The sequence below is a fragment of the Mycolicibacter sp. MU0102 genome (assembly GCF_963378105.1).
GTDB lineage: Bacteria > Actinomycetota > Actinomycetes > Mycobacteriales > Mycobacteriaceae > Mycobacterium > Mycobacterium holstebronense.
Genome location: NZ_OY726398.1, coordinates 4,164,868 through 4,188,688, shown reverse-complemented (window position 1 = coordinate 4,188,688; position 23,821 = coordinate 4,164,868). Strand labels below are relative to the sequence as shown.

17 protein-coding genes are annotated in these 23,821 nt (G+C 66.4%); 8 read left to right on the top strand and 9 right to left on the bottom strand.

Annotation, left to right across the window (positions count from 1 at the left end; genetic code table 11):
• Positions 1–27: 27 nt before the first annotated feature.
• Positions 28–2,025, bottom strand: coding sequence for a 4-alpha-glucanotransferase (malQ, locus tag RCP37_RS19725; protein WP_308484649.1), 1,998 nt, complete (start codon positions 2,023–2,025; stop codon positions 28–30).
• A 157-nt stretch (positions 2,026–2,182) separates the two neighbouring features.
• Between malQ and glgX the strand changes: the two genes are divergently transcribed.
• The 4 genes from glgX to RCP37_RS19705 all read left to right on the top strand — a co-directional run bounded on the left by glgX (position 2,183) and on the right by RCP37_RS19705 (position 12,770).
• On the top strand, positions 2,183–4,381 hold the full coding sequence (glgX, locus tag RCP37_RS19720) for a glycogen debranching protein GlgX (protein ID WP_373693060.1): 2,199 nt from the start codon (positions 2,183–2,185) through the stop codon (positions 4,379–4,381).
• 3 nt (positions 4,382–4,384) lie between these two features.
• On the top strand, positions 4,385–6,691 hold the full coding sequence (gene treY, locus RCP37_RS19715) for a malto-oligosyltrehalose synthase (protein ID WP_308484647.1): 2,307 nt from the start codon (positions 4,385–4,387) through the stop codon (positions 6,689–6,691).
• Positions 6,684–8,408 carry a malto-oligosyltrehalose trehalohydrolase gene (treZ, locus tag RCP37_RS19710; RefSeq protein WP_308484646.1) on the top strand — a complete coding sequence of 575 codons (1,725 nt, stop codon included), beginning with the start codon at positions 6,684–6,686 and terminating at the stop codon, positions 8,406–8,408. The genes treY and treZ overlap by 8 nt, the downstream gene beginning before the upstream one ends.
• A gap of 216 nt (positions 8,409–8,624) precedes the next feature.
• Entirely contained in the window at positions 8,625–12,770 is a 4,146-nt protein-coding gene (locus RCP37_RS19705) for a bifunctional nitrate reductase/sulfite reductase flavoprotein subunit alpha (RefSeq protein ID WP_308484645.1), read from the top strand.
• Positions 12,771–12,781: 11 nt separating this feature from the next.
• Here RCP37_RS19705 and RCP37_RS19700 read toward each other — a convergent pair whose 3' ends face one another.
• Together RCP37_RS19700 and RCP37_RS19695 are read right to left on the bottom strand one after the other, a co-directional pair.
• Positions 12,782–13,342 carry a hypothetical protein gene (locus tag RCP37_RS19700; protein WP_308484644.1) on the bottom strand — a complete coding sequence of 187 codons (561 nt, stop codon included), beginning with the start codon at positions 13,340–13,342 and terminating at the stop codon, positions 12,782–12,784.
• Positions 13,343–13,364: 22 nt separating this feature from the next.
• Complete coding sequence (locus RCP37_RS19695) at positions 13,365–14,453, bottom strand: 2Fe-2S iron-sulfur cluster-binding protein (RefSeq protein WP_308484643.1); 1,089 nt, start codon at positions 14,451–14,453, stop codon at positions 13,365–13,367.
• Positions 14,454–14,626: 173 nt separating this feature from the next.
• Here RCP37_RS19695 and hsaA point away from each other — a divergent pair, with 173 nt between their 5' ends.
• The 3 genes from hsaA to hsaB are packed head-to-tail and all read left to right on the top strand — an operon-like array spanning position 14,627 to position 17,338.
• A complete protein-coding gene (hsaA, locus tag RCP37_RS19690) occupies positions 14,627–15,817 on the top strand; it encodes a 3-hydroxy-9,10-secoandrosta-1,3,5(10)-triene-9,17-dione monooxygenase oxygenase subunit (protein ID WP_308484642.1) in 1,191 nt (396 codons plus the stop codon).
• Positions 15,818–15,866: 49 nt separating this feature from the next.
• The gene (gene hsaC / locus RCP37_RS19685; protein WP_308484641.1) at positions 15,867–16,766 is read left to right on the top strand and encodes an iron-dependent extradiol dioxygenase HsaC; all 900 of its coding nucleotides are present in this window, start codon (positions 15,867–15,869) and stop codon (positions 16,764–16,766) included.
• A gap of 20 nt (positions 16,767–16,786) precedes the next feature.
• A complete protein-coding gene (gene hsaB / locus RCP37_RS19680) occupies positions 16,787–17,338 on the top strand; it encodes a 3-hydroxy-9,10-secoandrosta-1,3,5(10)-triene-9,17-dione monooxygenase reductase subunit (RefSeq protein ID WP_308487162.1) in 552 nt (183 codons plus the stop codon).
• A gap of 14 nt (positions 17,339–17,352) precedes the next feature.
• On the opposite strand, the gene RCP37_RS19675 is transcribed toward hsaB, so the two are convergent.
• Positions 17,353–18,279, bottom strand: a complete 927-nt coding sequence (locus RCP37_RS19675; RefSeq protein WP_308484640.1) for an alpha/beta hydrolase — start codon at positions 18,277–18,279, stop codon at positions 17,353–17,355.
• Between the two features lie 7 nt (positions 18,280–18,286).
• Between RCP37_RS19675 and RCP37_RS19670 the strand changes: the two genes are divergently transcribed.
• On the top strand, positions 18,287–18,757 hold the full coding sequence (locus RCP37_RS19670) for a hypothetical protein (RefSeq protein WP_308484639.1): 471 nt from the start codon (positions 18,287–18,289) through the stop codon (positions 18,755–18,757).
• Here RCP37_RS19670 and RCP37_RS19665 read toward each other — a convergent pair.
• Genes RCP37_RS19665 through RCP37_RS19645 form a run of 5 tightly spaced genes read right to left on the bottom strand, consistent with a single transcriptional unit; the run spans position 18,752 to position 23,816 of the window.
• A complete protein-coding gene (locus RCP37_RS19665; RefSeq protein ID WP_308484638.1) occupies positions 18,752–20,026 on the bottom strand; it encodes a hypothetical protein in 1,275 nt (424 codons plus the stop codon). The two genes, RCP37_RS19670 and RCP37_RS19665, sit on opposite strands and share 6 nt — an antisense overlap.
• A 9-nt stretch (positions 20,027–20,035) precedes the next feature.
• Entirely contained in the window at positions 20,036–20,434 is a 399-nt protein-coding gene (locus RCP37_RS19660) for a heme-binding protein (protein WP_024442403.1), read from the bottom strand.
• Positions 20,435–20,479: 45 nt separating this feature from the next.
• Positions 20,480–21,646, bottom strand: coding sequence for a pyridoxal phosphate-dependent aminotransferase (locus RCP37_RS19655; RefSeq protein WP_024442404.1), 1,167 nt, complete (start codon positions 21,644–21,646; stop codon positions 20,480–20,482).
• Positions 21,643–22,833, bottom strand: a complete 1,191-nt coding sequence (locus RCP37_RS19650; RefSeq protein ID WP_373693059.1) for an alpha/beta hydrolase family protein — start codon at positions 22,831–22,833, stop codon at positions 21,643–21,645. The genes RCP37_RS19655 and RCP37_RS19650 overlap by 4 nt, the downstream gene beginning before the upstream one ends.
• Positions 22,830–23,816 (bottom strand): bile salt hydrolase, encoded by a 987-nt coding sequence (locus RCP37_RS19645; RefSeq protein ID WP_308484637.1) that lies wholly within the window; start codon positions 23,814–23,816, stop codon positions 22,830–22,832. Before RCP37_RS19645 ends, RCP37_RS19650 begins: the two co-directional genes overlap by 4 nt.
• Positions 23,817–23,821 lie beyond the last annotated feature (5 nt).

Below are 23,821 nucleotides of genomic sequence, written 5' to 3'. Positions count from 1 at the left end.
TCGACATGTACCCCATTCCGGACGTGATTACCTGGCAGACGATTGGTGACCTTGATCGGGTGAGAAGAACGCCGCGGTGCGGGCGATCCTCGGGTCGGCCTGCAACTGCTCAAGAGACTCCGGCAGGGGCAGACGCCAGTTCGGATATTGATCGACGGTGCCCGGCAGGTTGGGCTGACAAGGCTCGGCCAGCACGTCGTAGGGGGAGAGGAGCTTCAGCCGGCTCGGGGTGGCCGCCAGAAAGCGGTGCATGGCATCGATGATCTGCGGTTCTTCCGGGGTCATGTCGTCCTGCTCAAGAAAACCTTCCGAGCGCAGCAGGGCGAGCCACTCGGCTCGTTCCTGTTCGGCGGCGCCTTGGGCGGCCGCCACGTCGTCGAGCAGACCCAGCTCGGCGCGGGCCCGTACGTGCTCGCCGCGGAAGAATCCAGCTGCGGTGGGCAGATCGTGGGTGGAAATGCTGGCAGCCACTCGCGAAGGCCACGCCGACGGTGCAAGCAACGGCTGGTTGGGCGTCGATTCGTCACGGGTGAACCAGGAGACCGCGCAGCCCAGCATTCCGTTGTCGGCCAGGGCGCGGGTGACTTCCGGTTCGACGGTTCCCAGGTCCTCGCCGATGACCACGGCGTTGGCGCGATGCGCCTCCAGCGCCAGCACCGCGAGCATGACGTCGGCGTCGTAGTGGACGTAGGTGCCGCGATCGGGGCTCTCGCCAGGCGGGATCCACCACAGCCGCCACAAGCCGGCGACGTGATCGATGCGCACACCGTCCGCGTGGGCCAGGACGGCCCGCAGCATGTCGCGTACCGCCTGGTAGCCGGTGTCCGCCAGGCGGTCTGGCCGCCAGGGCGGTAGAGACCAGTCCTGCCCGCGAGGGCTGAACGTATCCGGGGGCGCGCCGACACTGGCCTCAACGGCCAGTACGTCGGCCAGTGCCCACGCATCGGCGCCATCGCCGTCGACGCCGACTGCCAGGTCGTGCAGCACGCCCAGCGCCATGCCGGAATCTTTGGCGGCGCGCTGTACCGCCAGCAGTTGCTCCACACAGCGCTGCTGCACCCAGGCATGAAACGCGACCCTCGGCGCAAGCTTCCGCCGCGCGGCCGCTACCGCGGCGCCGGTTGCATCGTGCAGCGGCACCGGCCAACTCGACCACCGACCGCCATGGCGTTCGGCCAGCGCGCAGTAGGTCGCCCAGTCACGCAACGCCCGGGTCTCCGACGCCTCGTCGAGCGGGCCGGGCCGCCCTTCAGCACGCCAGAGCAACTCCAGGGCCGAGCGTTTAGCCGCCCAGACCAGGTCGTAGTCGATCTTCGCGGTGTCCGCGGCGACTCGCAGCGCATCGACTTCCGAACGGGTGTCCGGGTCGCAACGGTGGTAGGCGTCGAGGTCTTCGATGCGCAGGGCCAGCGGGTTGGCGAACTGCCGGCTCGACGGCGTATACGGCGACGGCTGCACGGGATGCGTCGGCCCCGGCGCGTGCAGCGGATTGAGCAGCACCGCCCCGGCGCCGTGCTCGGCTGCTGTCCAGGCCACCCAATCCCGAAGGTCTGACAGGTCGCCGATGCCCCACGAATGCGCGGACCGCAACGCATAGAGCTGCAGCATCCATCCCCATACGACCGGCGCCTGCGGCACCCGGGCGGGAGCCGCCACCAGCGTGACTTCCTGGCCATTGCGCAGGTGAAGTTGATACCAGCCCGGCGACAGATCGGCGGGCAGTTCCTCGCGCACCACCGTTTGTTCGCCGGTTTCGTTCACCAGAGCGGCGGCCCCGGAGAACGGTAGGGCACTCCCGGTCAGCCGCACGGCGAGCGTGGGAGCCGAAACCCCCGCACGCTCGCGTTCGTCCAGTCTGACCAATTCGGCACGACGATCGGCTTCGCTGCCGGCCTCGACTTCGAGCAGCCGCAGGATCTGGACCACGACGTCGGCATCCACCTGCACCAACTCGCGCCGTTCGTTGCGATAGGCGGTGGCTACGCCGTGCGCCGCTGCCAGCCGGCGTAGGTCATCGGGCGCCACAACAACGCCTATACCCGCCTGGGACGCATTTCAACTCCCCACCCCCGCGAACCGGACCGTAGTGTCGTAGCCGGCGATAGTTTGACCGCCCGGCAGGCGGGTAGCCACCCTCGGCAAAGGCACGTGGAATCAGATGTCGTGACGAGATTGGGCGAGTATGGGCACTACCCGAAATCCGGCGAGGGTGGTCACCGCGGCCGGGGATTCAGCTGAGGCCCCACCTGTGTCGCACACCGTCTGGCCGGGCAGCAGTGCCCCGCTCGGGGCCAGCTACGACGGTGGGGGAACCAACTTCGCCCTTTTCTCGGAGATCGCCGAGCGGGTCGATCTGTGCCTGATCGACGAGGACGGTGACCAGACCTGCGTACCGCTCGAGGAGGTGGACGGCTACGTCTGGCACGCCTACCTGCCGACGGTGTCGCCGGGACAGAACTACGGCTTTCGGGTGCACGGGCCGTTCGATCCGCCGGCCGGACATCGCTGTGATTCCAGCAAACTGTTGCTGGACCCCTACGGCCGGGCGTTCACCGGCGATTTCGACTTCGGCCAGGCGCTGTTCTCCTACGACATGGCAGCCGGAGACGACCCGCCCCGCAGCGAGACGCTGCCGAGGGTCGACTCGCTCGGGCACACCATGACCAGCGTGGTGATCAACCCGTACTTCGACTGGGCAACCGATCGGCCGCCGAAGACCCCCTACAACGAGACGATCATCTACGAGACTCACGTCAAGGGCATGACGCAGACGCACCCCGGCATCCCCGAGGAACTGCGCGGCACCTACGCCGGTTTGGCTCACCCGGTAGTCATCGATCACCTGCAGGCGCTCAATGTCACTGCTGTCGAGCTGATGCCGGTACACCAGTTCATGCACGACGACCGCTTGCTTCGGATGGGCCTACGAAACTATTGGGGCTACAACACTTTCGGGTTCTTCGCCCCACACAGCCAGTACGCGGCAAACCGGCAGCCAGGGGCGGCGGTCGCGGAATTCAAGGCCATGGTGCGCACCTTGCATGAAGCCGGCATCGAGGTGATCCTGGATGTGGTTTACAACCACACCGCCGAAGGCAACCACCTGGGCCCGACCATCAACTTCCGTGGCATCGACAACGCCGCCTACTACCGGCTCGTCGACGACGACCGAAGCATGTATATGGACTACACCGGAACGGGCAACAGCCTCAATGCGCGCAATCCGCACGCGCTGCAGCTGATCATGGACTCGCTGCGGTATTGGGTGACCGAGATGCACGTCGACGGGTTCCGCTTCGATCTGGCATCGACCTTGGCGCGCGAATTCTATGATGTGGACCGCCTTTCGGCGTTCTTCGACCTGATCCAGCAGGACCCGGTGGTCAGCCAGGTCAAGCTGATCGCCGAGCCGTGGGACGTCGGTGAGGGCGGTTATCAGGTCGGCAACTTTCCCGGACTGTGGACCGAATGGAATGGAAAATACCGCGACACCGTGCGCGATTACTGGCGCGGCGAACCGGAGACATTGGGGGAGTTCGCCTCGCGGCTCACCGGCTCGTCAGACCTCTATGAGGCCACCGGGCGCCGGCCGGGTGCCAGCATCAATTTCGTCGTCGCCCACGACGGGTTCACGATGCGCGACCTGGTCTCCTACAACGAAAAGCACAACGAGGCCAACGGCGACGACAACTCCGACGGCGAGAGCCACAACCGGTCGTGGAACTGCGGCGTCGAAGGCCCCACCGACGATCCAGAAGTTCAAGAGCTGCGGGCTCGCCAGATACGCAACATCCTGGCCACCCTGCTGCTGTCCCAAGGCACGCCGATGATCGCGCACGGTGATGAGCTGGGGCGCACGCAGCAGGGCAACAACAACACCTACTGTCAGGACTCCGAACTCGCCTGGATGGATTGGTCGCTGGCCGACACCAATGCCGATCTGCTGGCCTTCGCCCGCCACGTGACGCAGCTTCGCAAAGAGCATCCGGTGTTTCGCCGTCGCCGGTTCTTCGAGGGCCGCCCGGTACGCCACGACGACGAGATCGGCGACATCGCGTGGTTCACCCCCGCCGGCCAGGAGATGAGCCAAGACGATTGGGACAACGGTTTCGACAAGTGCATCATGGTCTTCCTCAACGGCGAGGCGATCCGCGAACCTGACATGCGGGGCCAGCGGGTGGTGGATGACTCGTTCCTGCTGTGCTTCAATGCGCACGAGGAGACGGTCGAGTTCGCCGTTCCCGGCAAGGATTACGCCCAAGAATGGACCGTCGAATTGGACACCGCTGAGCCGACATCCCAGGCTGGGCCGGGCGCACAGGCCGGGGACGAGCTACCCGTTCCTGGGCGTGCGCTGCTCGTCCTGCGGAAAGTGCGCTAACGCATGGCCCGCCCGGTGCTGTCCACATACCGGTTACAGCTGCGGGGCGCAGACAGCGGTTTCGCGTTCACCTTCGCCGACGCCGAGAACCTCCTCGACTACTTCGATGCACTGGGCATTTCGCACCTTTACCTCTCACCGATCATGACCGCGGTGCACGGATCGACGCACGGCTATGACGTCGTCGATCCGACTACGGTCTCTGCCGAACTGGGCGGCGCGCCGGGTTTGGCGCGGCTGTCGGCGGCGGCACGTGCCCGCGGTATCGGTCTGATCATCGACATCGTGCCCAATCATGTCGGGGTGCAAAGGCCAGAGCAGAACCCGTGGTGGTGGGATGTGCTCAAGCACGGCCGTTCCTCGCGGTACGCCGCATTTTTCGACATCGATTGGGGCCTCGGTGACGGCCGAATCATTCTGCCGGTACTGGGATCTGATGACGATGTCGCGGATCTGGCCGTCGACGGCGAGTCGCTGCGCCTGGGAGATCTGGTGTTTCCGATCGCGCCCGGAACCGGCGCCGGCAGCGGCGCCCAAGTCCACGATCGACAGCACTATCGTCTGGTCGGTTGGCGCAACGGCAGCTGTGGATACCGTCGCTTCTTTTCGATCACGTCGCTGGCCGGCCTGCGTCAAGAGGATCGAGCGGTCTTCGACGCCTGGCACGTCGAGCTGGTGCGCTGGTTCGACGCCGGTCTTGTCGATGGCGTGCGGGTCGATCACCCGGACGGACTGTCAGATCCGCGAGGGTACCTGGAATGGCTGCGTGAGTTGGCCGGACCTGACGCGTGGATCGTCGTGGAAAAAATTCTGGCCGTTGACGAGTCGCTTGACCCAAGCCTGCCGGTGGCCGGCTCCACCGGGTACGACGCCCTGCGGGAGATCGGCGGGCTGTTCATCGACCCGAACGGTGAGCCGGCGCTGACCGAGTTGTGCGAGACCGCTGGCATCGACTATCGCGCGATGCCGGCCCTGCTGGCCGAGCAGAAGGAGATCGCGGCTGCTGAGACGCTGGGCAGCGAGCTGGCGCGGCTGTGCCGCTGTGTGGCCAGCGCTACCGGCGCTGATCATCCGCTGCTGGCTGACGCCATCGTGACCTTGCTCGGACACATCGGTGTCTATCGCAGCGACTATCGCGGGTCGGGGGCGCTATTGCCGGTGGCGCTGGCACACACGCATGCGCAGCGGCCGGAACTCGACGAGCCGCTTGCACTGCTGGCCGCAGCGATCGCCGGCGACCGGGAAGCCCGGGAAGCGGGAGTGCGGCTGCAGCAGCTGTGCGGAGCGGTCACCGCCAAGGCGACCGAAGACTGCATGTTCTACCGCGACGCCAGACTGGTGTCGCTCAACGAGGTGGGCGGCAACCCGCAGCATTTCGGCGTCGGTTCGGCCGAGTCTCATCACCGGGCCGCCACCCGCGCACACCGCTGGCCGCACACGATGATCACGCTGTCCACCCACGACACCAAACGCGGCGAGGATGTGCGGGCCCGCATCGGGGTGTTGTCGCAGGTGCCGTCGCTGTGGGCGGAGTTCGTCGCTCGTTGGGAATCCAGGACGCCCTCACGCGATCTGACAACCGGGCTTTTCCTGTGGCAGAACATTTTCGGTGTGTGGCCACTCGACGGCCGGGTGACCACCGCACTGCGCGAGCGACTGCACGCCTATGCCGAAAAGGCGGCTCGCGAGGCGGACCGGCGGACGTCGTGGCACGACCCCGACGCGGCGTTCGAGGGCGCGCTGCACCAGTGGCTCGACGACATACTGGATGGTCCTATCGCGCAGGAACTGACGCAGTTCGTCGCCGAACTCGCTCCGCATATCGAAAGCGACATCCTGGGGCAGAAACTGCTGTCCTTGACCGTCCCCGGCGTCCCGGACGTCTATCAGGGCACCGAGCTCTGCGATGACAGTTTGGTCGACCCGGACAATCGGCGAGCGGTCGACTACGACGCGCGCCGGGCAGCGCTGGAGTCCTTGCATCATCCGAAGATGCGGGTGGTCGCTGCGGCATTGCAGATGCGACGAGCCCGCCCCGACAGTTTCCTCCACGGCGGCTACCACCCAGTGCTGGCGGCAGGACCGGCGTCGGAACATGTCGTGGCCTTTCGCCGCGGCGATGACGTGATGGTGGCGGTCAGCCGTTGGACGGTGCGCCTGCAGGGCACCGGATGGGGCGATACGGTTGTCACGCTGCCTCCCGGTACATGGTCCGACGCGCTCTCCGGCGTCAGGCACAGCGGACCGGTCCGGGCCGTCGACTTGTTCGCCGAACTACCGGTTGTGCTGCTGGAGCGTGTCGATGACTGACTTCGCCGTCTGGGCACCGACACCAGCAGTTGTCGGCCTCGATATCGCTGGGGTGGCACACCCGATGGCCCGTTCGGCTGATGGGTGGTGGCGAACGACGCTCGACGTGGCGCCCGACACCCGGTACGGCTATCTGCTCGATGACGACCCGCAGGTTCTCCCGGATCCGCGGTCGGCCCGCCAGCCCGACGGCGTGCACGCCCGCTCGGCGGTGTGGGACGAGGCCAGCCTGACCTGGACCGACGACGACTGGGCGGGGAGGCCAGCCGAAGGTGCGGTGATCTATGAACTGCACGTCGGCACATTCACGCCCGCGGGCACCTTCGATTCCGCGATCGACAAGCTGGATCACCTGGTCGATCTGGGCGTCGACTTCGTAGAACTGATGCCGGTCAACGCTTTTTCCGGCGTGCACGGCTGGGGCTATGACGGTGTGCTGTGGTACGCCGTGCATGAGCCCTACGGCGGCCCGAATGGGTTGGCGCGCTTTGTCGATGCCTGCCACGGCCGGGGCCTGGGAGTACTGATCGATGCCGTGTTCAACCACCTTGGGCCGTCCGGGAATTACCTTCCCCGGTTCGGGCCGTACCTGTCGGACACACGTAACCCATGGGGCAACGCCATCAATATCGATGGCCCGGACTCCGACGAAGTGCGCCGCTACATCATCGACTGCGCGCTGCGCTGGATGCGGGTCTTCCACATCGATGGCCTACGGCTGGATGCCGTGCACGCGCTGGTGGACACCACAGCGATCAATATTCTGGAAGAGTTGTCGACCGAAACCGACGCGCTGGCAGCGCAGTTGGGTCGTCCGCTGTCGCTCGTCGCGGAAAGCGATCGTAACGATCCCCGCACCATCACCCGTCGCGAAGACGGTGGCTACGGGATCACCGCGCAATGGGACGACGACATCCACCACGCCATCCACACCGCGGTATCCGGTGAGCGGCAGGGCTATTACGCTGACTTCGGCAGCATGGCCACCTTGGCGACCACCCTGCGTAACGGCTTTTTTCACGCGGCCACGTACTCCTCGTTTCGCCGCCGGCGTCACGGGCGGCCGCTGCCGATCTCGCAGATCCCGGCTACCCGACTGTTGGCCTACACCTGCACCCACGATCAGGTCGGCAACCGAGCGCTCGGTGACCGCCCATCACAGAACCTGACGGCCGGGCAACTCGCGATAAAGGCTGCACTGGTACTGCTGTCGCCTTATACGGCAATGCTTTTCATGGGGGAGGAGTGGGGCGCGCGCACGCCTTTTCAGTTCTTCACTTCGCATGAGGACCCGCAGGTGGCACGCGCCACCGCCGAAGGCCGCAAAGCCGAGTTCGCCGAGCACGGCTGGAATGCCGACGAGATCCCCGATCCGCAGGATCCGCAAACCTTCCAGCGGTCCAAGCTGGCCTGGTGCGAGCTCGAGGAGCAACCCCACCTGCAGCTGCTGCGCCTCTACAGGGCACTGATCGGGCTACGCACTGAAATCGATCCGGCCGGCCCCTGGTTGAGCCAGCTGGTGATCGACTACGACGAGGACAGGCGATGGATCGCCATGCACCGCGGTCCGCTGCTGGTCGTCTGCAATCTCAGCGAGGACACGGTCAGTGTGCCGGCCAGCGGCGAGCTGGTACTGGCTTGGGGATCACCGACGGTCGGGCGTGAAATCACCCAACTTCCGGGGCATACATTCGCGGTTCTGCGTCCGGCTCGTTGAGCGCCCTACCTCCGATGTAGGACTCGCTGATCGTTCGCGCCGAGAACTGTGGCCGCCGTCACGCAGTGCCTCATTCGGCGGATCGGGGCTGGTCAGGGCCGATATTCACCGGCGCTGCAATAATATCGCAACGCGTGGTAATGGTCCCGAAATGATCTTGAAACGTAGCCCCGGCAAGGTGGCGGCGAGGCTCGCAACCGCAGGAGGTGACCTTCCATGCCCGCGCAAGACGACTCGCAGCATGCAGAGGCCGTCTCCACCCTGTGTGCCTACTGCGGGGTCGGATGCGGCGTGGTGCTACAGGTCGAAACCGATCCGGCCACCGGGCGCCGCGCAGTGGCCAAATCCAGCGGTGACCAATCCCATCCGACCAACTTCGGCCGGTTGTGCACCAAGGGCGCCACCACCGCGGATCTGCTCGCCGCGCCCGGCCGCATGGAGTCGGCGTTCATGCGGCCCGGCCGCGATGAGCCCGTCGAGCCGACCGACATCGATACCGCCATCACCCATTGCGCCGGCCGGTTGCGGGCGATCATCGACGAGTACGGGCCCGACGCCGTCGCGCTCTACGTCTCCGGGCAGATGTCCACCGAGGCGCAATACTTGGCGAACAAGCTCGCCAAGGGTTTCATCGGCACCAACCAGATCGAGTCCAACTCGCGGCTGTGTATGGCCAGCGCGGGCAGCGGCTACAAAATGTCACTGGGTGCCGACGGGCCGCCCGGCTCCTATCAGGACTTCGATCACGCCGACGTGTTTTTCGTGATCGGTGCGAATGTGGCCGACTGCCACCCGATTCTGTTCCTGCGGATGATGGACCGCGTCAAGGCCGGCGCCAAGGTGATCGTCGTCGATCCACGCCGCACTGCCACCGCGGAGAAGGCCGACCTGTTCTTGCAGATCGCGCCCGGAACCGATCTAGCACTGCTCAACGGGCTGCTGCATCTGATCGTCGCGAATGGCCACACCGACGACGAGTTCATCGCCGAGTACACGCAGGACTGGGAGGTCATGCCCAGCTTCCTGAAGCAATTCACTCCGGAGGCGGTGGCTGAGCTCACCGGAATCCCCGAATCCGACATTCGCACTGCCGCAGCATGGATCGGTGAGGCGGGGAACTGGATGAGCTGCTGGACAATGGGACTCAACCAGAGCACCCACGGAACCTGGAACACCAACGCCATCTGCAACCTGCACCTGGCCACCGGGGCCATCTGCAAAACCGGCAGCGGACCCTTCTCCCTGACCGGTCAACCCAATGCCATGGGCGGCCGGGAAATGGGCTACATGGGTCCAGGCCTGCCTGGCCAGCGCAGCGTCGCCTGCGCCGAGGACCGCGAGTTCGTCGAAGGCATCTGGGGTATCCCGCGCGGCTCGCTGCGCACCGAGGTGGGCGCCGGAACCATCGACATGTTCTCTCGGATGGCCGATGGCCAGATCAAGGCGTGCTGGATCATCTGCACCAACCCGGTTGCGACAGTGGCGAATCGGAAGACCGTGTTGGAAGGGCTGGAACGGGCCGAGCTGGTGATCGCCCAGGATGCGTTCGCCGAGACCGAGACCAGCGCCTACGCCGACGTGCTGCTGCCGGCAGCGCTGTGGAGTGAGAGCGACGGAGTGATGGTCAACTCCGAGCGCAATCTCACACTCTTTCAACAGGCGCTCGACCCGGTCGGCCAATCGCTGCCGGACTGGCAGATCATCGCTCGTGTCGCAGCTGAAATGGGATACGCCAAGGCGTTCGACTACTCGAGCGCTGAAGACGTGTTCGAAGAGATCAAACGATTCGCCAACCCCAAGACCGGCTACGACCTCCGCGGCATCACCTACGAGCGGTTGCGTCAGACGCCGATCCAGTGGCCGTGCCCGCCAGAGAGCGCGCAGAACCGCCACCCCATCCGCTACCTCAACGACGGGGCCAGTCAGACGCAGCTGGTCCGCGAGGACGGCAGCGTGCCGCGGCTGGCGTTCGCGACCGAGTCCGGCCGAGCGGTCTTCTTCGCGCGCCCGCACCTGCTGCCCGACGAGATGCCCGATGACGACTATCCGTTCCTGCTCAACACCGGGCGGCTGCCGCATCAGTGGCACACCATGACCAAGACCGGAAAGGTCGCCAAGCTCAACAAGCTCAACCCCGGACCGTTCGTGGAGATCCACCCGGACGATGCCGGCCGGCTGGGCATCGTCGACGACGACCCTGTGGAGATCGCCTCGCGCCGGGGCCGGGCCGTGCTGCCGGCGGTGGTTACCGACCGGGTGCGTCCGGGGAACTGCTTCGCACCGTTCCACTGGAATGACGCGTTCGGTGAGTACCTGTCGATCAACGCCGTCACCAATGACGCCGTCGACCCGACATCGCAACAGCCCGAATACAAGGCGTGCGCGGTGACCTTGGCCAAGGTTGTTGTCGAATCGCCGCGCGAATTGACAGCGCCTGGCATACCGCAGTCCGGGGACAGCGGCCTGGACCGGGTGGATACCCTTATCGAATTGTTCGGGCTCAGTGGGGAATCCGTGACCACGGTGCCATCATTCGCTCCTATGGAGCGCATCTACTTGAGTGGATTGCTGACCGCACTCCGCACCGAGGCAGGGCGCAGCGCAACCGGTGTGCCGACGGTGCCGGCCAATGCCCCGCTGGAGCCGACCACCCGAATGTGGGTAGACGGCCTGCTGGCCGGGTTGTACTCCCGGCACCCAACGTCGGCGAGCGGGCCTCAGGCCGATGGGTCGAGCTCAGAGTCAATCGTGGTGTTGTGGGCCTCGCAGACCGGCAATGCCGAAGAGGTGGCCGCGCGCTGCGCGGCCCACCTCGGGGAGGCCGGGCTGCCGGTCGCGCTGCACACGATGAACGACTTCCCGGCAGCCGGACTGCCGGCAACCCGACAGCTGATCGTGGTCTCCAGCACCACCGGTGACGGTGACCCGCCCGACAACGGCGCCGTCCTATGGGAAGAGCTGTCCGCCGATGGGACGCCACAACTCACCGACACCCGCTACGCGGTGTTGGCGCTGGGCGACTCCAATTACGACGACTTCTGTGGTTACGGGCGCAAACTCGACACCCGACTGGCCGAACTCGGCGCTACCCGAATCCTGGACCGTGTCGACTGCGAGCCCGATTACGACGACGCCGTGGACGAATGGTTCAGAACGCTTCGCGGGGCCCTGAGCGCCGTGCCGACTCCGGCTGTGCCGGAGGTTGCGGCTCCCGTCGTGGCCCGCTCGTCGAGGGAACCGGGTCGGTACAGCAGGAAGAATCCGCTGCGCACCAGGCTGATGCGTAACACCGTGCTCAGCGGCCCGGGTTCGACAAAGGAGGTGCGGCAGCTGGTGTTCGCGCTTCCCGAAGCGACGCTGAGCTATCAGGCCGGTGACGCACTCGGGGTATGGCCACGCAACAGTGCCGCGCTGGTAGACGAATGGCTGACGGTGACCGGCCTCGACGGCACGCACGTCGTCGAGCTCGCCGAGCACGGTTCGATGCCGTTGCGACAGGCGCTGGTCGAGCGATTCGAAATCACCCGTATCACCGGTGATTTGCTGCGATTCGTGGCGCAGCGCAGCCAAGACCGCGAGCTCGTGGAACTGTTGCGGCCGGAGAACAAGGCTGCGCTGTCGGATTGGGTGTGGGGGCGCCAGTCGGTGGATGTGCTGGCCGCCATCCCGGTCCGGGCCACCGTCGAAGACTGGCTTGGCGTGCTCAAACCTCTGGCACCGCGGATGTACTCGATATCGTCGGCATGCGTCGACAACCCCGGCGAGGTGCACGTGACGGTAGGCGCGGTGCGCTATGAGTGTGGGGGAGTGCCGCGCGGCGGCGTGTGCTCGACATATCTGGCGGACCGAAGCGACGATGCCGAGATCGGCATATTCGTACAGTCCACCAACCATTTCCGGCCGCCGGCGGACCCCAACGCCCCGATGATCATGATCGGGCCGGGTACCGGCGTCGCACCGTTCCGCGGCTTCCTGCAGCAGCGCCGCGCGCTCGGGCATCGCGGGCGGAACTGGTTGTTCTTCGGCGAACGCAATGCCGCCACCGATTTCTACTACCGCGACGAGCTCAGGGACATGCAGGCCAGCGGTTTGCTTACCGAACTCGATCTGGCGTTCTCCCGCGATCAGCCCGAGAAGGTCTACGTACAAGACTTGCTTCGCGCGCGCGGAGCCGAAGTGTGGGAGTGGTTGCAAGACGGCGCACACCTCTACGTGTGCGGTGACGCGAGCCAGATGGCCAAGGAGGTCGACCGCGCGATCTGCGATATCGCCGCACGACATGGGCTGCTCGCCCGCGACGCCGCGAAAGCCCATGTGCGGGCGCTGTCGTCAGCCGGTCGCTATCAGCGCGACGTGTACTGATCAAGCTGTGGCTAGGAAAACACGGTCTGGGCGCAGGTGGACGGCGTGGTCAGGTTGACCCCGGCGTAGACCACTTGCACATGGGTGCAGACGATCACGTTGGCATCGGTCTTGGGGCGGCCGGTGGAGTACTCCAGGACGTCGATGCTGCCGTTGGTCTGGTATTTCTCCGGCGGGCCCTCGCCGTAGTACATCGACTGGATCACCGCGCCGGTGCCGTCCTTGAACACCTTGGTGCCCGGGCCGCCGCGGTCCTTGAACCAGCCCTCACCGCCGTCGGTGTGCACATCCAGATAGGCGGTGCGCTTCGACGAGCGGATCTCGGTGCTCTGGCGGGCCCACAGATCGGGCGGGAACCCGGCCATTCCGTCCGGAGTCTGCCGCTGTACCCCGACGGTGAAACGGCACAGCGGCGGAGCGCTGCAGTCGACAAAGCTGTGCGTCTGCAGCTGATCGAATTCGTTCACCGGGAACAACGAGGTCTTGGTCTCACTGGCCGCCGAGGCTGTCGCGGCTGGGATCAGCGCCGCCAACAGCGTCAAAGATGCCGGGATCATCAACAACCGCTTCATGTCGCACCAACCTAGCTTTGAGTCACTCGTCGTAGGTCACTTCCACCGAATCGGTCTCGGGATGGGCTTGGCAGGCCAGGATCAGCCCTTCGGCGAGGTCCTGGGGTTCGAGCACATCGTTGATCTCCATGGTGACCTTGCCCTTTTTGAGCTCGCAGGCGCAGGCACCGCAGTGACCCTCCCGGCAGGAGAACGGGGCATCAAGACCCTTGTCGAGCAGTAGGTCGAGCAGCTTGACGTGCCGCGGCCACACCAGCTCGTGCTTCTCGCCGTCCAGCTCGACGACGACGGTGGCCGGCGCTGCGGCCTGCTCGCCTTCGGGGGCGTCAGCGATCTTGACCGCGGCGAACGGGTCGCTGTCCAGCGACTTGAACACCTCCAGATACACCTGCTCGGCCGGCACCTTGCAGGCCTCCAGGGCTTCGCGGGCGGCCTGCATGAACGGGCCGGGGCCACAGATGAAGACCTGGCGGTCGGTGTAGGGGGCCGCCAACTGGGCCAACGCGGCGCGGCTCGGCAGGCCCTGCACCGACTCCAGCCAGTGCACGACCGTCAGCCGGTCGGGGTACTTGTCGACCAGCTCGCGCAGCGCGGCGCCGAAGATCACCGACCGCTCGTCACGGTTGGCGTAGACCAGCACCACCTTGCCGCTGCCCTGCGACAGTGCCGACTTGCAGATCGCCATCATCGGGGTGATCCCGCTGCCGGCGGCCAACAGCAGAAAGTCGGTGTCGAGGGACTTCGGCACGAAAGTGCCCGAGGGTGCCAGCACGTGGATGCGCATGCCGGGGTGGGCGTTGTCGCACAACCAGTTCGAGGCGTAGCCGTCGACGGTCCGCTTGACGGTGACCGCCAGCGAGCTATCGGTGAAGGGCGAGCTGCACAGCGAGTAGCAGCGTGCCACCGAGCCGGTCTGGTCGCTGGGGATCCGCAGCGTCAGGAACTGGCCCGGCGAGTACTTCAACCGCTGCTCGGAGATCTCCGGGTCGTCCGCCCCGTCGGGCACGCCGAAGACGAGCGAGCGTGCGTCGTCGGTCTCGGTGACGACTTCGGTGATCTGCAGTTCCAGCACGTGAGCACCGAGTGGTTCGTCCGGAATGGTCTCCGTCACGGGCCGCCCTTCATCTTCGGTCATAACTAGAACAGGTTACAGAAAAGTGGTCCGGTATTGCTACCAGCTGCAGGAACACCCCGCTCGACACAAATCGGAACGTGTTCTAATCTCACTCTAGGCTGGTTGGAAAACGGGCCGGAAGAACCTGTTCACTTCTGGGAGGCAATCTAGTGACGTCCATTCAACAGCGTGACGCGCAGTCGGTGTTGGCCGCCATCGACGACCTTCTGCCGCAGTTGCGCGAACGCGCCCAGGAGACCGAAGACCTGCGCAAGCTGCCTGACGCCAACGTCAAGGCGCTCGAGGACGCCGGTTTCTTCCGGCTGCTGCAGCCCGAGCAGTGGGGTGGCCTGCAGTGCGACCCGACCCTCTTCTACGAGGCAGTGCGCCGGCTGGCCAGTGCCTGCGGCTCCACCGGTTGGGTCGCCGGCATCATCGGCGTGCACAACTGGCACCTGGCGCTGTTTGACCAGCAGGCCCAGGAAGACGTCTGGGGTGAGGACACCAACGTCCGGATCTCCTCGTCCTACGCGCCGATGGGCGCCGGTGTCGTCACCGAAACCGCCGACGGCTACATCGTCAACGGTTCGTGGAACTGGTCGTCGGGCTGCGACCACGCCACCTGGGCTTTCCTGGGTGGCCCGGTGATCAAGGACGGCAAGCCGGTCGACTTCGGCAGCTTCCTGATCCCGATCTCCGACTACCGCATCGACGACGTCTGGCACGTGGTGGGCCTGCGCGGCACCGGCAGCAACACCGTCGTGGTCAAGGACGCCTTCGTGCCGCGGCACCGTTTCTTGTCCTACCGGGCGATGAACGACGGCACCGCCGGCGGCTACCAGACCAACACCGCGCCGGTCTACAAGATGCCGTGGGGCACCATTCACCCCACCACCATCTCGACGCCGATCATGGGCATGGCCTACGGCGCCTACGAGGCTCACGTCGAGCACCAGGGCAAGCGGGTGCGTGCGGCGTTCGCCGGGGAGAAGGCCAAGGACGACCCGTTCGCCAAGGTCCGGATCGCCGAGGCCGCCAGTGACATCGACGCCGGCTGGCGTCAGCTGATCGGCAACGTCGGCGACGAGTACGCGCTGCTGTCCGCCGGCCAGGAGATCCCGTTCGAGCTGCGGGCCCGGGCCCGGCGTGACCAGGTCCGTGCCACCGGCCGGGCCATCGCCTCCATCGACCGGCTCTTCGAGGCCGCCGGTGCCACCGCGCTGTCCAACGACGCTCCGGTGCAGCGGTTCTGGCGTGACGCGCATGCGGGTCGGGTGCACGCCGCCAACGACCCGGAGCGCGCATACATGATCTTCGGCAACCACGAGTTCGGGTTGCCGCCCGGCGACACCATGGTCTGATCGACCGGACCTGGCTGGGACATAGAAGAGCTTGCTGGAGGTATCACCGATGAGTATCCGTTCGCTGGGCTACCTGCGGATCCAGGCCACCGACATGGCGGCCTGGCGGGATTTCGGGCTGAAGGTCCTCGGCATGGTCGAGGGATCCGGTACCACCGAAGGTGCGCTGTACCTGCGGATGGACGAGTTCCCGGCCCGGCTGGTGGTCGTGCCCGGGGACTCCGACCGGTTGCTGGTATCCGGTTGGGAATGCGCCAATGCCGCAGGGCTGCAGGACATTCGGCAGCGACTGGACGCCGAGGGCACGCCCTACAAGGAAGCCACCGCCGCCGAGCTGGCTGAGCGCAGCGTCCAGGAGATGATCGCGTTCGACGACCCGTCGGGCAATCACCTGGAGGTCTTCCACGGGGTGGCGCTGCAGCACCGTCGCGTGGTCAGCCCCTACGGCCACCGGTTCGTCACCGAAGAGCAGGGCCTGGGCCACGTGGTGCTGTCGACCAAGGACGACGCCGAGGCGCTGCACTTCTACCGCGACGTGCTCGGCTTCCGGTTGCGTGACTCGATGCGGCTGCCCCCGCAGATGGTCGGCCGCCCCGCTGACGGTGACCCGGCCTGGCTGCGATTCTTCGGCTGCAACCCGCGTCACCACAGCTTGGCCTTCCTGCCCATGCCGACTCCGACCGGAATCGTGCACCTGATGGTCGAAGTGGAGAGTGCCGACGACGTCGGGCTCGCCCTGGACCGCGCCTACCGTCGCAAGGTGCCGATGGCCGCCACCCTGGGCCGGCACGTCAACGACAAGATGCTGTCCTTCTACATGAAGGCGCCCAGCGGTTTCCAGATCGAGTTCGGCTGCGAGGGCCTCGAGGTCGACGATGACGACTGGGTGGCCCGGGAGAGCACCGCGGTCAGCTTGTGGGGACATGACTTCACTGTGGGTATGCAGTAGCGGTGACTGAGGACCTCTCGATCGACCCGCGTGCGTTCCGCAACGTACTCGGCCAGTTCTGCACCGGTATCACGATCATCACCACCGTGGATGACGATGTGCCGGTCGGCTTCGCCTGCCAGTCGTTCGCCGCGCTGTCGCTGGACCCGCCACTGGTGCTGTTCTGCCCGACCAAGCAGTCACGGTCCTGGCAGGCCATCGAGTCCAGCGGAAAGTTCTGCGTCAACATCCTGGCCGAGGAGCAGAAGGACGTCTGCGCCCGCTTCGGCTCGCGGGAACCGGACAAGTTCGCCGGCGTGGATTGGAGCCCGTCCCCGCTGGGGTCGCCGATCCTGGGCGGATCGCTGGCCCACATCGACTGCACGGTGGCCTCGGTGCACGACGGCGGCGACCATTTCGTGGTGTTCGGAGCGGTGCAGTCGCTGTCGGATGTCCCGGAGGTGAAGCCGCGGCCGCTGCTGTTCTATCGCGGCGATTACACCGGCATCGAGCCGGACAAGACCACTCCGGCGCACTGGCGTGACGACCTGGAGGCGTTCCTCACCGCCACCACCGACGACACCTGGCTGTGATTCCGGTGTTGGTCTCAGGCTCGTGAAAGAGCTCTGAGCCAACCCAGCTGATCGTCGATGATCTGGGACGAATGACCGTCGCAGAACGGTTCGAAGTGGTCGACGTCGTAGTTCTTCAGGGTCGCTCGTGGTGCCCGCTCGGCGACACGAGCGATGGCCCGCGCCGACACCGAGATATCCCGTTCGCCGGCCTGGATCAGCACTGGGCAGGTGAACTTTCTCGCCTGCGCAACCGGACGCCAGCGCGGCAACGGCAGTGCCAGGCCGGCGTGCGCTTCGTTGCGCCAACCCGGTGCCACAACTGACAGAAATCCGTCGAGTTCACCGGGGAAGGTGAGTCCGGCGCGGCCGCCGGGGGCGGCGGCTACCGGTATCACCGCGTCCCGCATCGCCTGCGCCATCAGCCACAGCGCATTACGCGGCTGCGTTCTCAGGCCGTGGACTGTTCGCCACCTGCCGTCGAGGAAGGGGCAGAGCAGGATCGCGCCGGCCACGTGTTGATCTGCGACGGCTGCCTCGAGTGCGGTTCCACCGCTCAGCGAGTAGCCCCACAGGATGATCTGGTTGGGGTCAATCCCATCGAGTGTTCGCGCGAAGGCAATGGCGGCCAGCCGATCCTCGAGCTGCTCTGAGGTCCGAATACGTTGCCGGGGTTCACCTTCCGAATCACCCAAGTGGCGATGGTCATAGACGAGCACCGCGACCCCAGCTTGGGTCAGCGCCGCTGCGTAGCCCGCCAGTCCGTCCTGGCGCGTCAACCCGAAACCGTGCGCCATGATTACGCACGGGATGTCGCCGGAGGAACCGCTCGGACGATAGAGCCAGCCCGCGCAGGGTGTTCCAGCGGATAGGAAGGTGACGTCCGCTCGGTTCATGGTCGGCAATCTAGCTGACGGCCGGTGCTGAAGTCGGCTGAATCGGACCAGCCGCTCGATTACCATGCACCGGGTGAAGCGACTTGGTTGGTCGGCGGTGGCGACGCTCGCCTACGCCGCGGTGATGCTGGTGCTGGAGCGCGGGATGCGCAAGACGGGTGGCCCCGGCATCATCGGATTTGAGCTGGCCGGCAATGCCGAACGAGTTCAGGAGATCTTGGCGGTCTGGGGCGCCGACGGTCGACGGTGGGCACGGTGGTCGCTGTGGCTCGACTTCGGCTACATGCTCACGTACGGGGCCTCGGCACTGTTGCTCATCGAGCGTGTCCGCAGTCGCCACGGTCATCCGATCTTGTTGCGGCTGTTGCCGATCGGAGCAGTCGCCGGCGATGCGATCGAAGGGGTGACACTGCTCAAGGCCCTCGACGGCGTGGACGTCGACACCAATGCCCGGCGTGCACGTAGCGCGGCACTTACCAAGTTCGCGTTGTTGGTGGTGGGGTTGGTTTACACCGTCATCGGGGGAGTTCGCCGGCGGTCATGAGCCGTGCCAGCAGCGCTGGTGCTCGGCGTGGGTGCGTAGATACGCGCCGGGGGAATAGAACTCGTCGTAGAAGTCGGTGTCCAGGTGTTGGGCCTGCAGGTACATCAGCACATGCACCGTCGGGACGGTGCCCGGCAGTTTCCCGAACGTGTCGTAGATGTAGGACGCCTCGCAGGTGACCAGTTCGGCGATGCGGTCCGGCGCCAGTGCCGATCCGCGCACGGCCCGGCTGTCTGACCACGGACCCGGGGTGTCGGGGTGCGACGGACCGCCGGGCCCGAATTTGCGGGCCACCAGCTTTTGCACACCCTGCGCGACCGAGGCGACATGCGGCGGGCTCAGCGTCTCGAAGTGACCGGGTAACCCGGTGACATTCGGGAACGGCCAGCGCGGATCGGTGTCGGCGACAAAACCCAGTCCGGGGGCACGCGGGTCACCGGAGCCGCCCAGCACCGACAACCGGTCCAGACCGTCGAAGATCCAGCCGCCCAAGCCCATTGCCTGCAAGCCCAGCGCTCCGTTATGGGCCGCGATGGACAACTCCGCACTGGCCTCGGTCAGGGTGTACTGCTCCACGAACGACAGCGGTATCGCGTCGTCGGCATGCGCCAAACCGGAAAACGACTGTATGCCGGGTATTTCGCGACCATGGACGTCGTCGCGGATCGGATAGCCGTTGGCCGCGAAGAACCACAGGTTCTCCAGCAGATGTTCGGCCAGGTCAGCCACATTGAAGGCCAACAGACTGCCCGGGTGGTTGCCGATCCAGGTGTTGTGGCCCTCCATGTAGGGCTCTTCACGGGGTAGTTCCAGCCGGGACTCCGAAATCCGGACATAGGAATCGGCGGTATGGCCGATCCACTCTTCGATGCTGTCGAACTCGCGTGGTTCTTGATCGCGGGTGGGCAGCAGATAGCAGCCGGTGTCGTCGGTGAAGAACAGCTGGCTGGTGTGAAAGCCGGCCGCCGACGGCATGGCGCGCCCGGTGGCGCTGCCGGGATAGTTCGGCAGCGCCGGGGCGTACCCGGGATGGTGCGCGATCCCGTCATGCCAGCCGGTGGTGCCGGCCATCAGCGACAACAGCAGGGCTCGCTCGACCTCGGACAGCGGCTGCACCGGACGGCGGCTGGTGTAGGCCAGCGCACCGGCTGGAATGGCGCCGCCCACGGGGAACCGTCGCGACCGGCGTCCGGTGATGGCGGCGAACAGCCCGAAACCGGCCGCCTGCGCCAGCGCGGCCCGTTCCTGTTCAGTGATCGCCAGGGCCATTGCCCAGGCCTACTTGCTGACGGTCTCCAGCAGCATGGCCAGCTGGGTCGGCGAGACCGCGATCCCGCACTGGTTCTTCAGGTCGGTGAGCGGCTGGGCGATGCCCTGCAGGGTCGACAGCTGGTCGAGGTGGCCGATGAAGTAGCCCTGAACCGAGGACTTGGCCTGGTCCGCGGGCATGGTGGCCGCGTTGGTCAGCACGTCATTGGCCTCCGGGTGGTCGTGGAGGAACACACCCGCCTGGCCCAGCACGCCGCTGGCGGTACTGGACAGCCCGGCCGCGGTGCAGGAGGCGGGCGCGGCGTCGGCGGCGGGCGTGCTGGTGGTCAGTGCCGATGCGGCCACCGCACCGAGGATGCCGGCGGCTGCGGCGCCGAGCGCCAGGCCAGAAGTCGTGGAGATGCGCATAGCAGTGGTCCCTTCGATCAGGTATTTCCAGCTTGGAAGGTAAACCTACCGGAGCGGCAGCCACCCGCGGAGTCGGCGCAGGGCTTCGTCGATGTCGGCGGTCGGGCCGGCGAACGACAGCCGGACGAAGGTGTTGCCGCGTTCGGTGTCGAAGTCGACGCCCGGCGTCAGCGCGAGACCGGTGTCGGCCAGCAGGCGCGCGCAGAACGCCAGTGAGTCGTCGGTGTGCTCTGCGAGGTCCGCATAGACGTAGAACGCGCCGTCGGTGGGGGCCAACCGGTCGATGCCCATGCTCCGCAGTCCGCCGAGCAGCAGTTCCCGGTTGGCGGCGTAGTGCCGCAGGTGGCCGTTGGATTCTGCGATCGCCTCCGGCGTGAACGCCGCGACCGCCGCGTATTGGGCCAGCACCGGCGGGCAGATGGTGAAGTTGCCGGTCAGGCAGTCCACCGCACGGCGCAGTGCCGGCGGCACCAGCAGCCAGCCCAGCCGCCAGCCGGTCATCGCAAAGTACTTCGAGAAGCTGTTGGCCACCACCGCGTTCCGCGAAGTCTCCCAAGCACAGCTGGTCTGCGGTGCACCCTGGTAGACCAGGCCGTGGTAGACCTCGTCGCTGATCAGTCGCACACCGGCGGTGTCGCACCAGGCGGCGATCGCGGCCAGCTCCGCCGGTTCCAGCACGGTCCCGGTCGGGTTGGCGGGGCTGGCCACGATGACCCCTGCCAACGGTCCGGGAATCTCGGCGAGCATGGCGGCGGTGGGCTGGAAGCGGGTCTCGGGCCCGCACGGGATCTCGACCACCTCGCAGCCCAGCGCGGTCAGGATGTTGCGATAGCAGGGATAGCCCGGGCTGGCGATCGCCACCCGATCGCCGGCGTCGAAACAGGCCAGAAATGCGAGCAGGAATCCGCCCGACGAGCCGGTGGTCACCACCACGTCGTCGGGGTCGACGCTCAGCCCGTAGCGGTCGGCATACGAGCCGGCGATGGCCGAGCGCAGCTCCGGGATGCCCAGTGCGACGGTGTAGCCCAGCGCATTGGCGTTCAGCGCTGCTGCGGCGGCGGCGCGCACCGGTTCGGGGGCGCCCACACTGGGCTGGCCGGCCGACAGATTCACCAGATCGCCATGGGTGCGTTGGCGTTCGGCCGCGGCCAGCCACACGTCCATCACATGGAACGGCGGAATGCCCGCGCGCAGCGCAACCCGGTCGGTCATGAGTCATCCTCCGTCATGATGCGGTGCAGGAAGCGGGTGGCGTCGGGCATAGCGGCGAGCACCGTGCCGGAATGGTCCTGGTCGGGGTAGATGTGCAGCTCGACATTCTGGCCGTTGTCGATCAGCTGCTGATACAGCGTTTGGCTGGACCGGGCTGGCACGTCGGTGTCGAGCAGGCCGTGCCCCAAAAAGATCGGCCGATCGTATCCGCCGGTGGGGGTGCCCATGAAGCCGTCGAGCGCCGCGCCGATCCCGTCCAGCGACGCCACCGGCGCGCTGAACAGCTCATCGATTCTGGTTCCGGCCGCCTGTCGGTCCAGGTCGGTCTTGCAGACGGTTTCGGCCCGGTCTGCCAGCTCGCGCCCGCGAGGAGTCAGCACACTGTCGACGGGGATCTCGGGAAGCGCTTCGCGCAGGGCGGCCACGATGTACGAGGCGTAACTGATCGCGGCGGGAGGCACCGACTGCGGCGGCAGATCGGGTCCGGCCTCCATGACCAGCCGTTCGATGTTGGCCGGTGTGCCGGTGGCCACCACGCCTCGATAGTCCAGGCCGCTGCCGGCGGTGAGGCGGCTGGCCCACCACGCGCTGTTGATCGCCGCGCCGCCGCCCTGGGACTGACCCACGATCGCCCACTTGGGCGACAGCGGCAGGTCCATCTGGTGCACGGCTCGCACGGAGTCGATCACCGAGTGCGCTTCGGCGGCGCTGTTGAGATAGCTCATCAGCCCTGGCGTGCCGAGCCCGGCGTAATCGGTGCCGACCACCAGGTAGCCCTCGTCGAGCCAGTGCGACAGGTATTCGTTGTCGCGGGCGCTACGTGGCCGCGCCGACGGCGTGCAGTCGTCGCCGAGCCCGACGGTGCCGTGCGCCCATGCGATTAGCGGCCATCCGCCCGCCGGGGGCGCCCCGTGCGGAACGAAGACCGCCGCCGTGCTCACTGCGGGCCGGTCGTGTTGATCGGTCGTGGCGTACAGGATCCGGAATGCCTTGGCGGCGCCGGTCACCGACAGGGCCGGGTCCAGTGGCACCGTGGTGATCAGACCCCCTTCGGGGGGAATGGGGCCGGCATAGCTGCGCGCGTCAAGGCCCGACCACTGCGGCGCCGGCTCAGCGGCCGCGGGTGCGGCCAACACCAGGGCGGCCAGTCCGGCGGCCAACAGCGCATTGCGGCGCGGCGACCTCACTTGTTCAATCCGAGAAAGGTGAACGCCTCGGCCGCTTCGAAACTCGCCGATGTCTCGCCGGCGAAGACATTGCTGTCGTCGGAGCCGAGGGCGAGCTTGCGTACTGGGGCGCCTTCGTCGAAGTCCAGTTTGTTCAGGTCCACCCAGAACACGTTGGGGGTCAGCGCTGATTCGAAGCAGTACAACTTGCGGGTGTGATGGGCGACCGTGCGCCAGCGGGTCGAGGAGATGTTGGGCTCATTCGGTGTGGAGATGCCGAACGGCACCGAGACGTTTCGCACGACACTGAGCACCGACGCGAGCGCGATCTTGAGATCTTCGGATTTCGGTATCGCGTTGACGTAGAACGAGGCCCGCGCGAAACGATCCGCGGCCCGGTTGGTGCCCGGCAGCATGACCGTGCCACCCAACTGCTCCCAGTAGGAGTTCACCGCAAGTTGTTGTTCAAAGATCGGCGAGTTCGTCATCACCTGGTACTGGCGCCCGTGGTGGATGACCTGCTTGCCGTCCACGTATTCCACGATCGCACTGTCGCCCGTCGCGTCCGACAGCGACAGGTGCAGCGTGGCCAGGCGGTCCTCACCGGGCACGCCGTCGGTCACCACCTGGAACGCTTCGGCCTTCAGCGCGGCGACGGCTTCGGCCACGGTGGCGAAGTTGTCCAGGACATACTGGGCCCAGATGGAGATGCACAGCCCGGGGCGGCTGCCGTCGTATTGCGGGTACACCGATTCGGCCAGCCAGAGCAGGTTCGCCGACAGACCGGCTTCGTTCAGTCCGTCGGTGGTGCAGATGTTGTAGCCGGTAGCCACCACGCTGCCGTACTTTGCGGTCCATTCGATGGAATTGGCCCCGGCCCGGCCGTCGCGCTTCACACCACGCGGCATCGACCACAGATCGGTCTCCAAATCCAGCTTCCAGTCCATGGACCGGCCGGTGATGATGTTGCCGTTCGGGCCGAGGTAAACCAGGCGAGTACACATGCCGC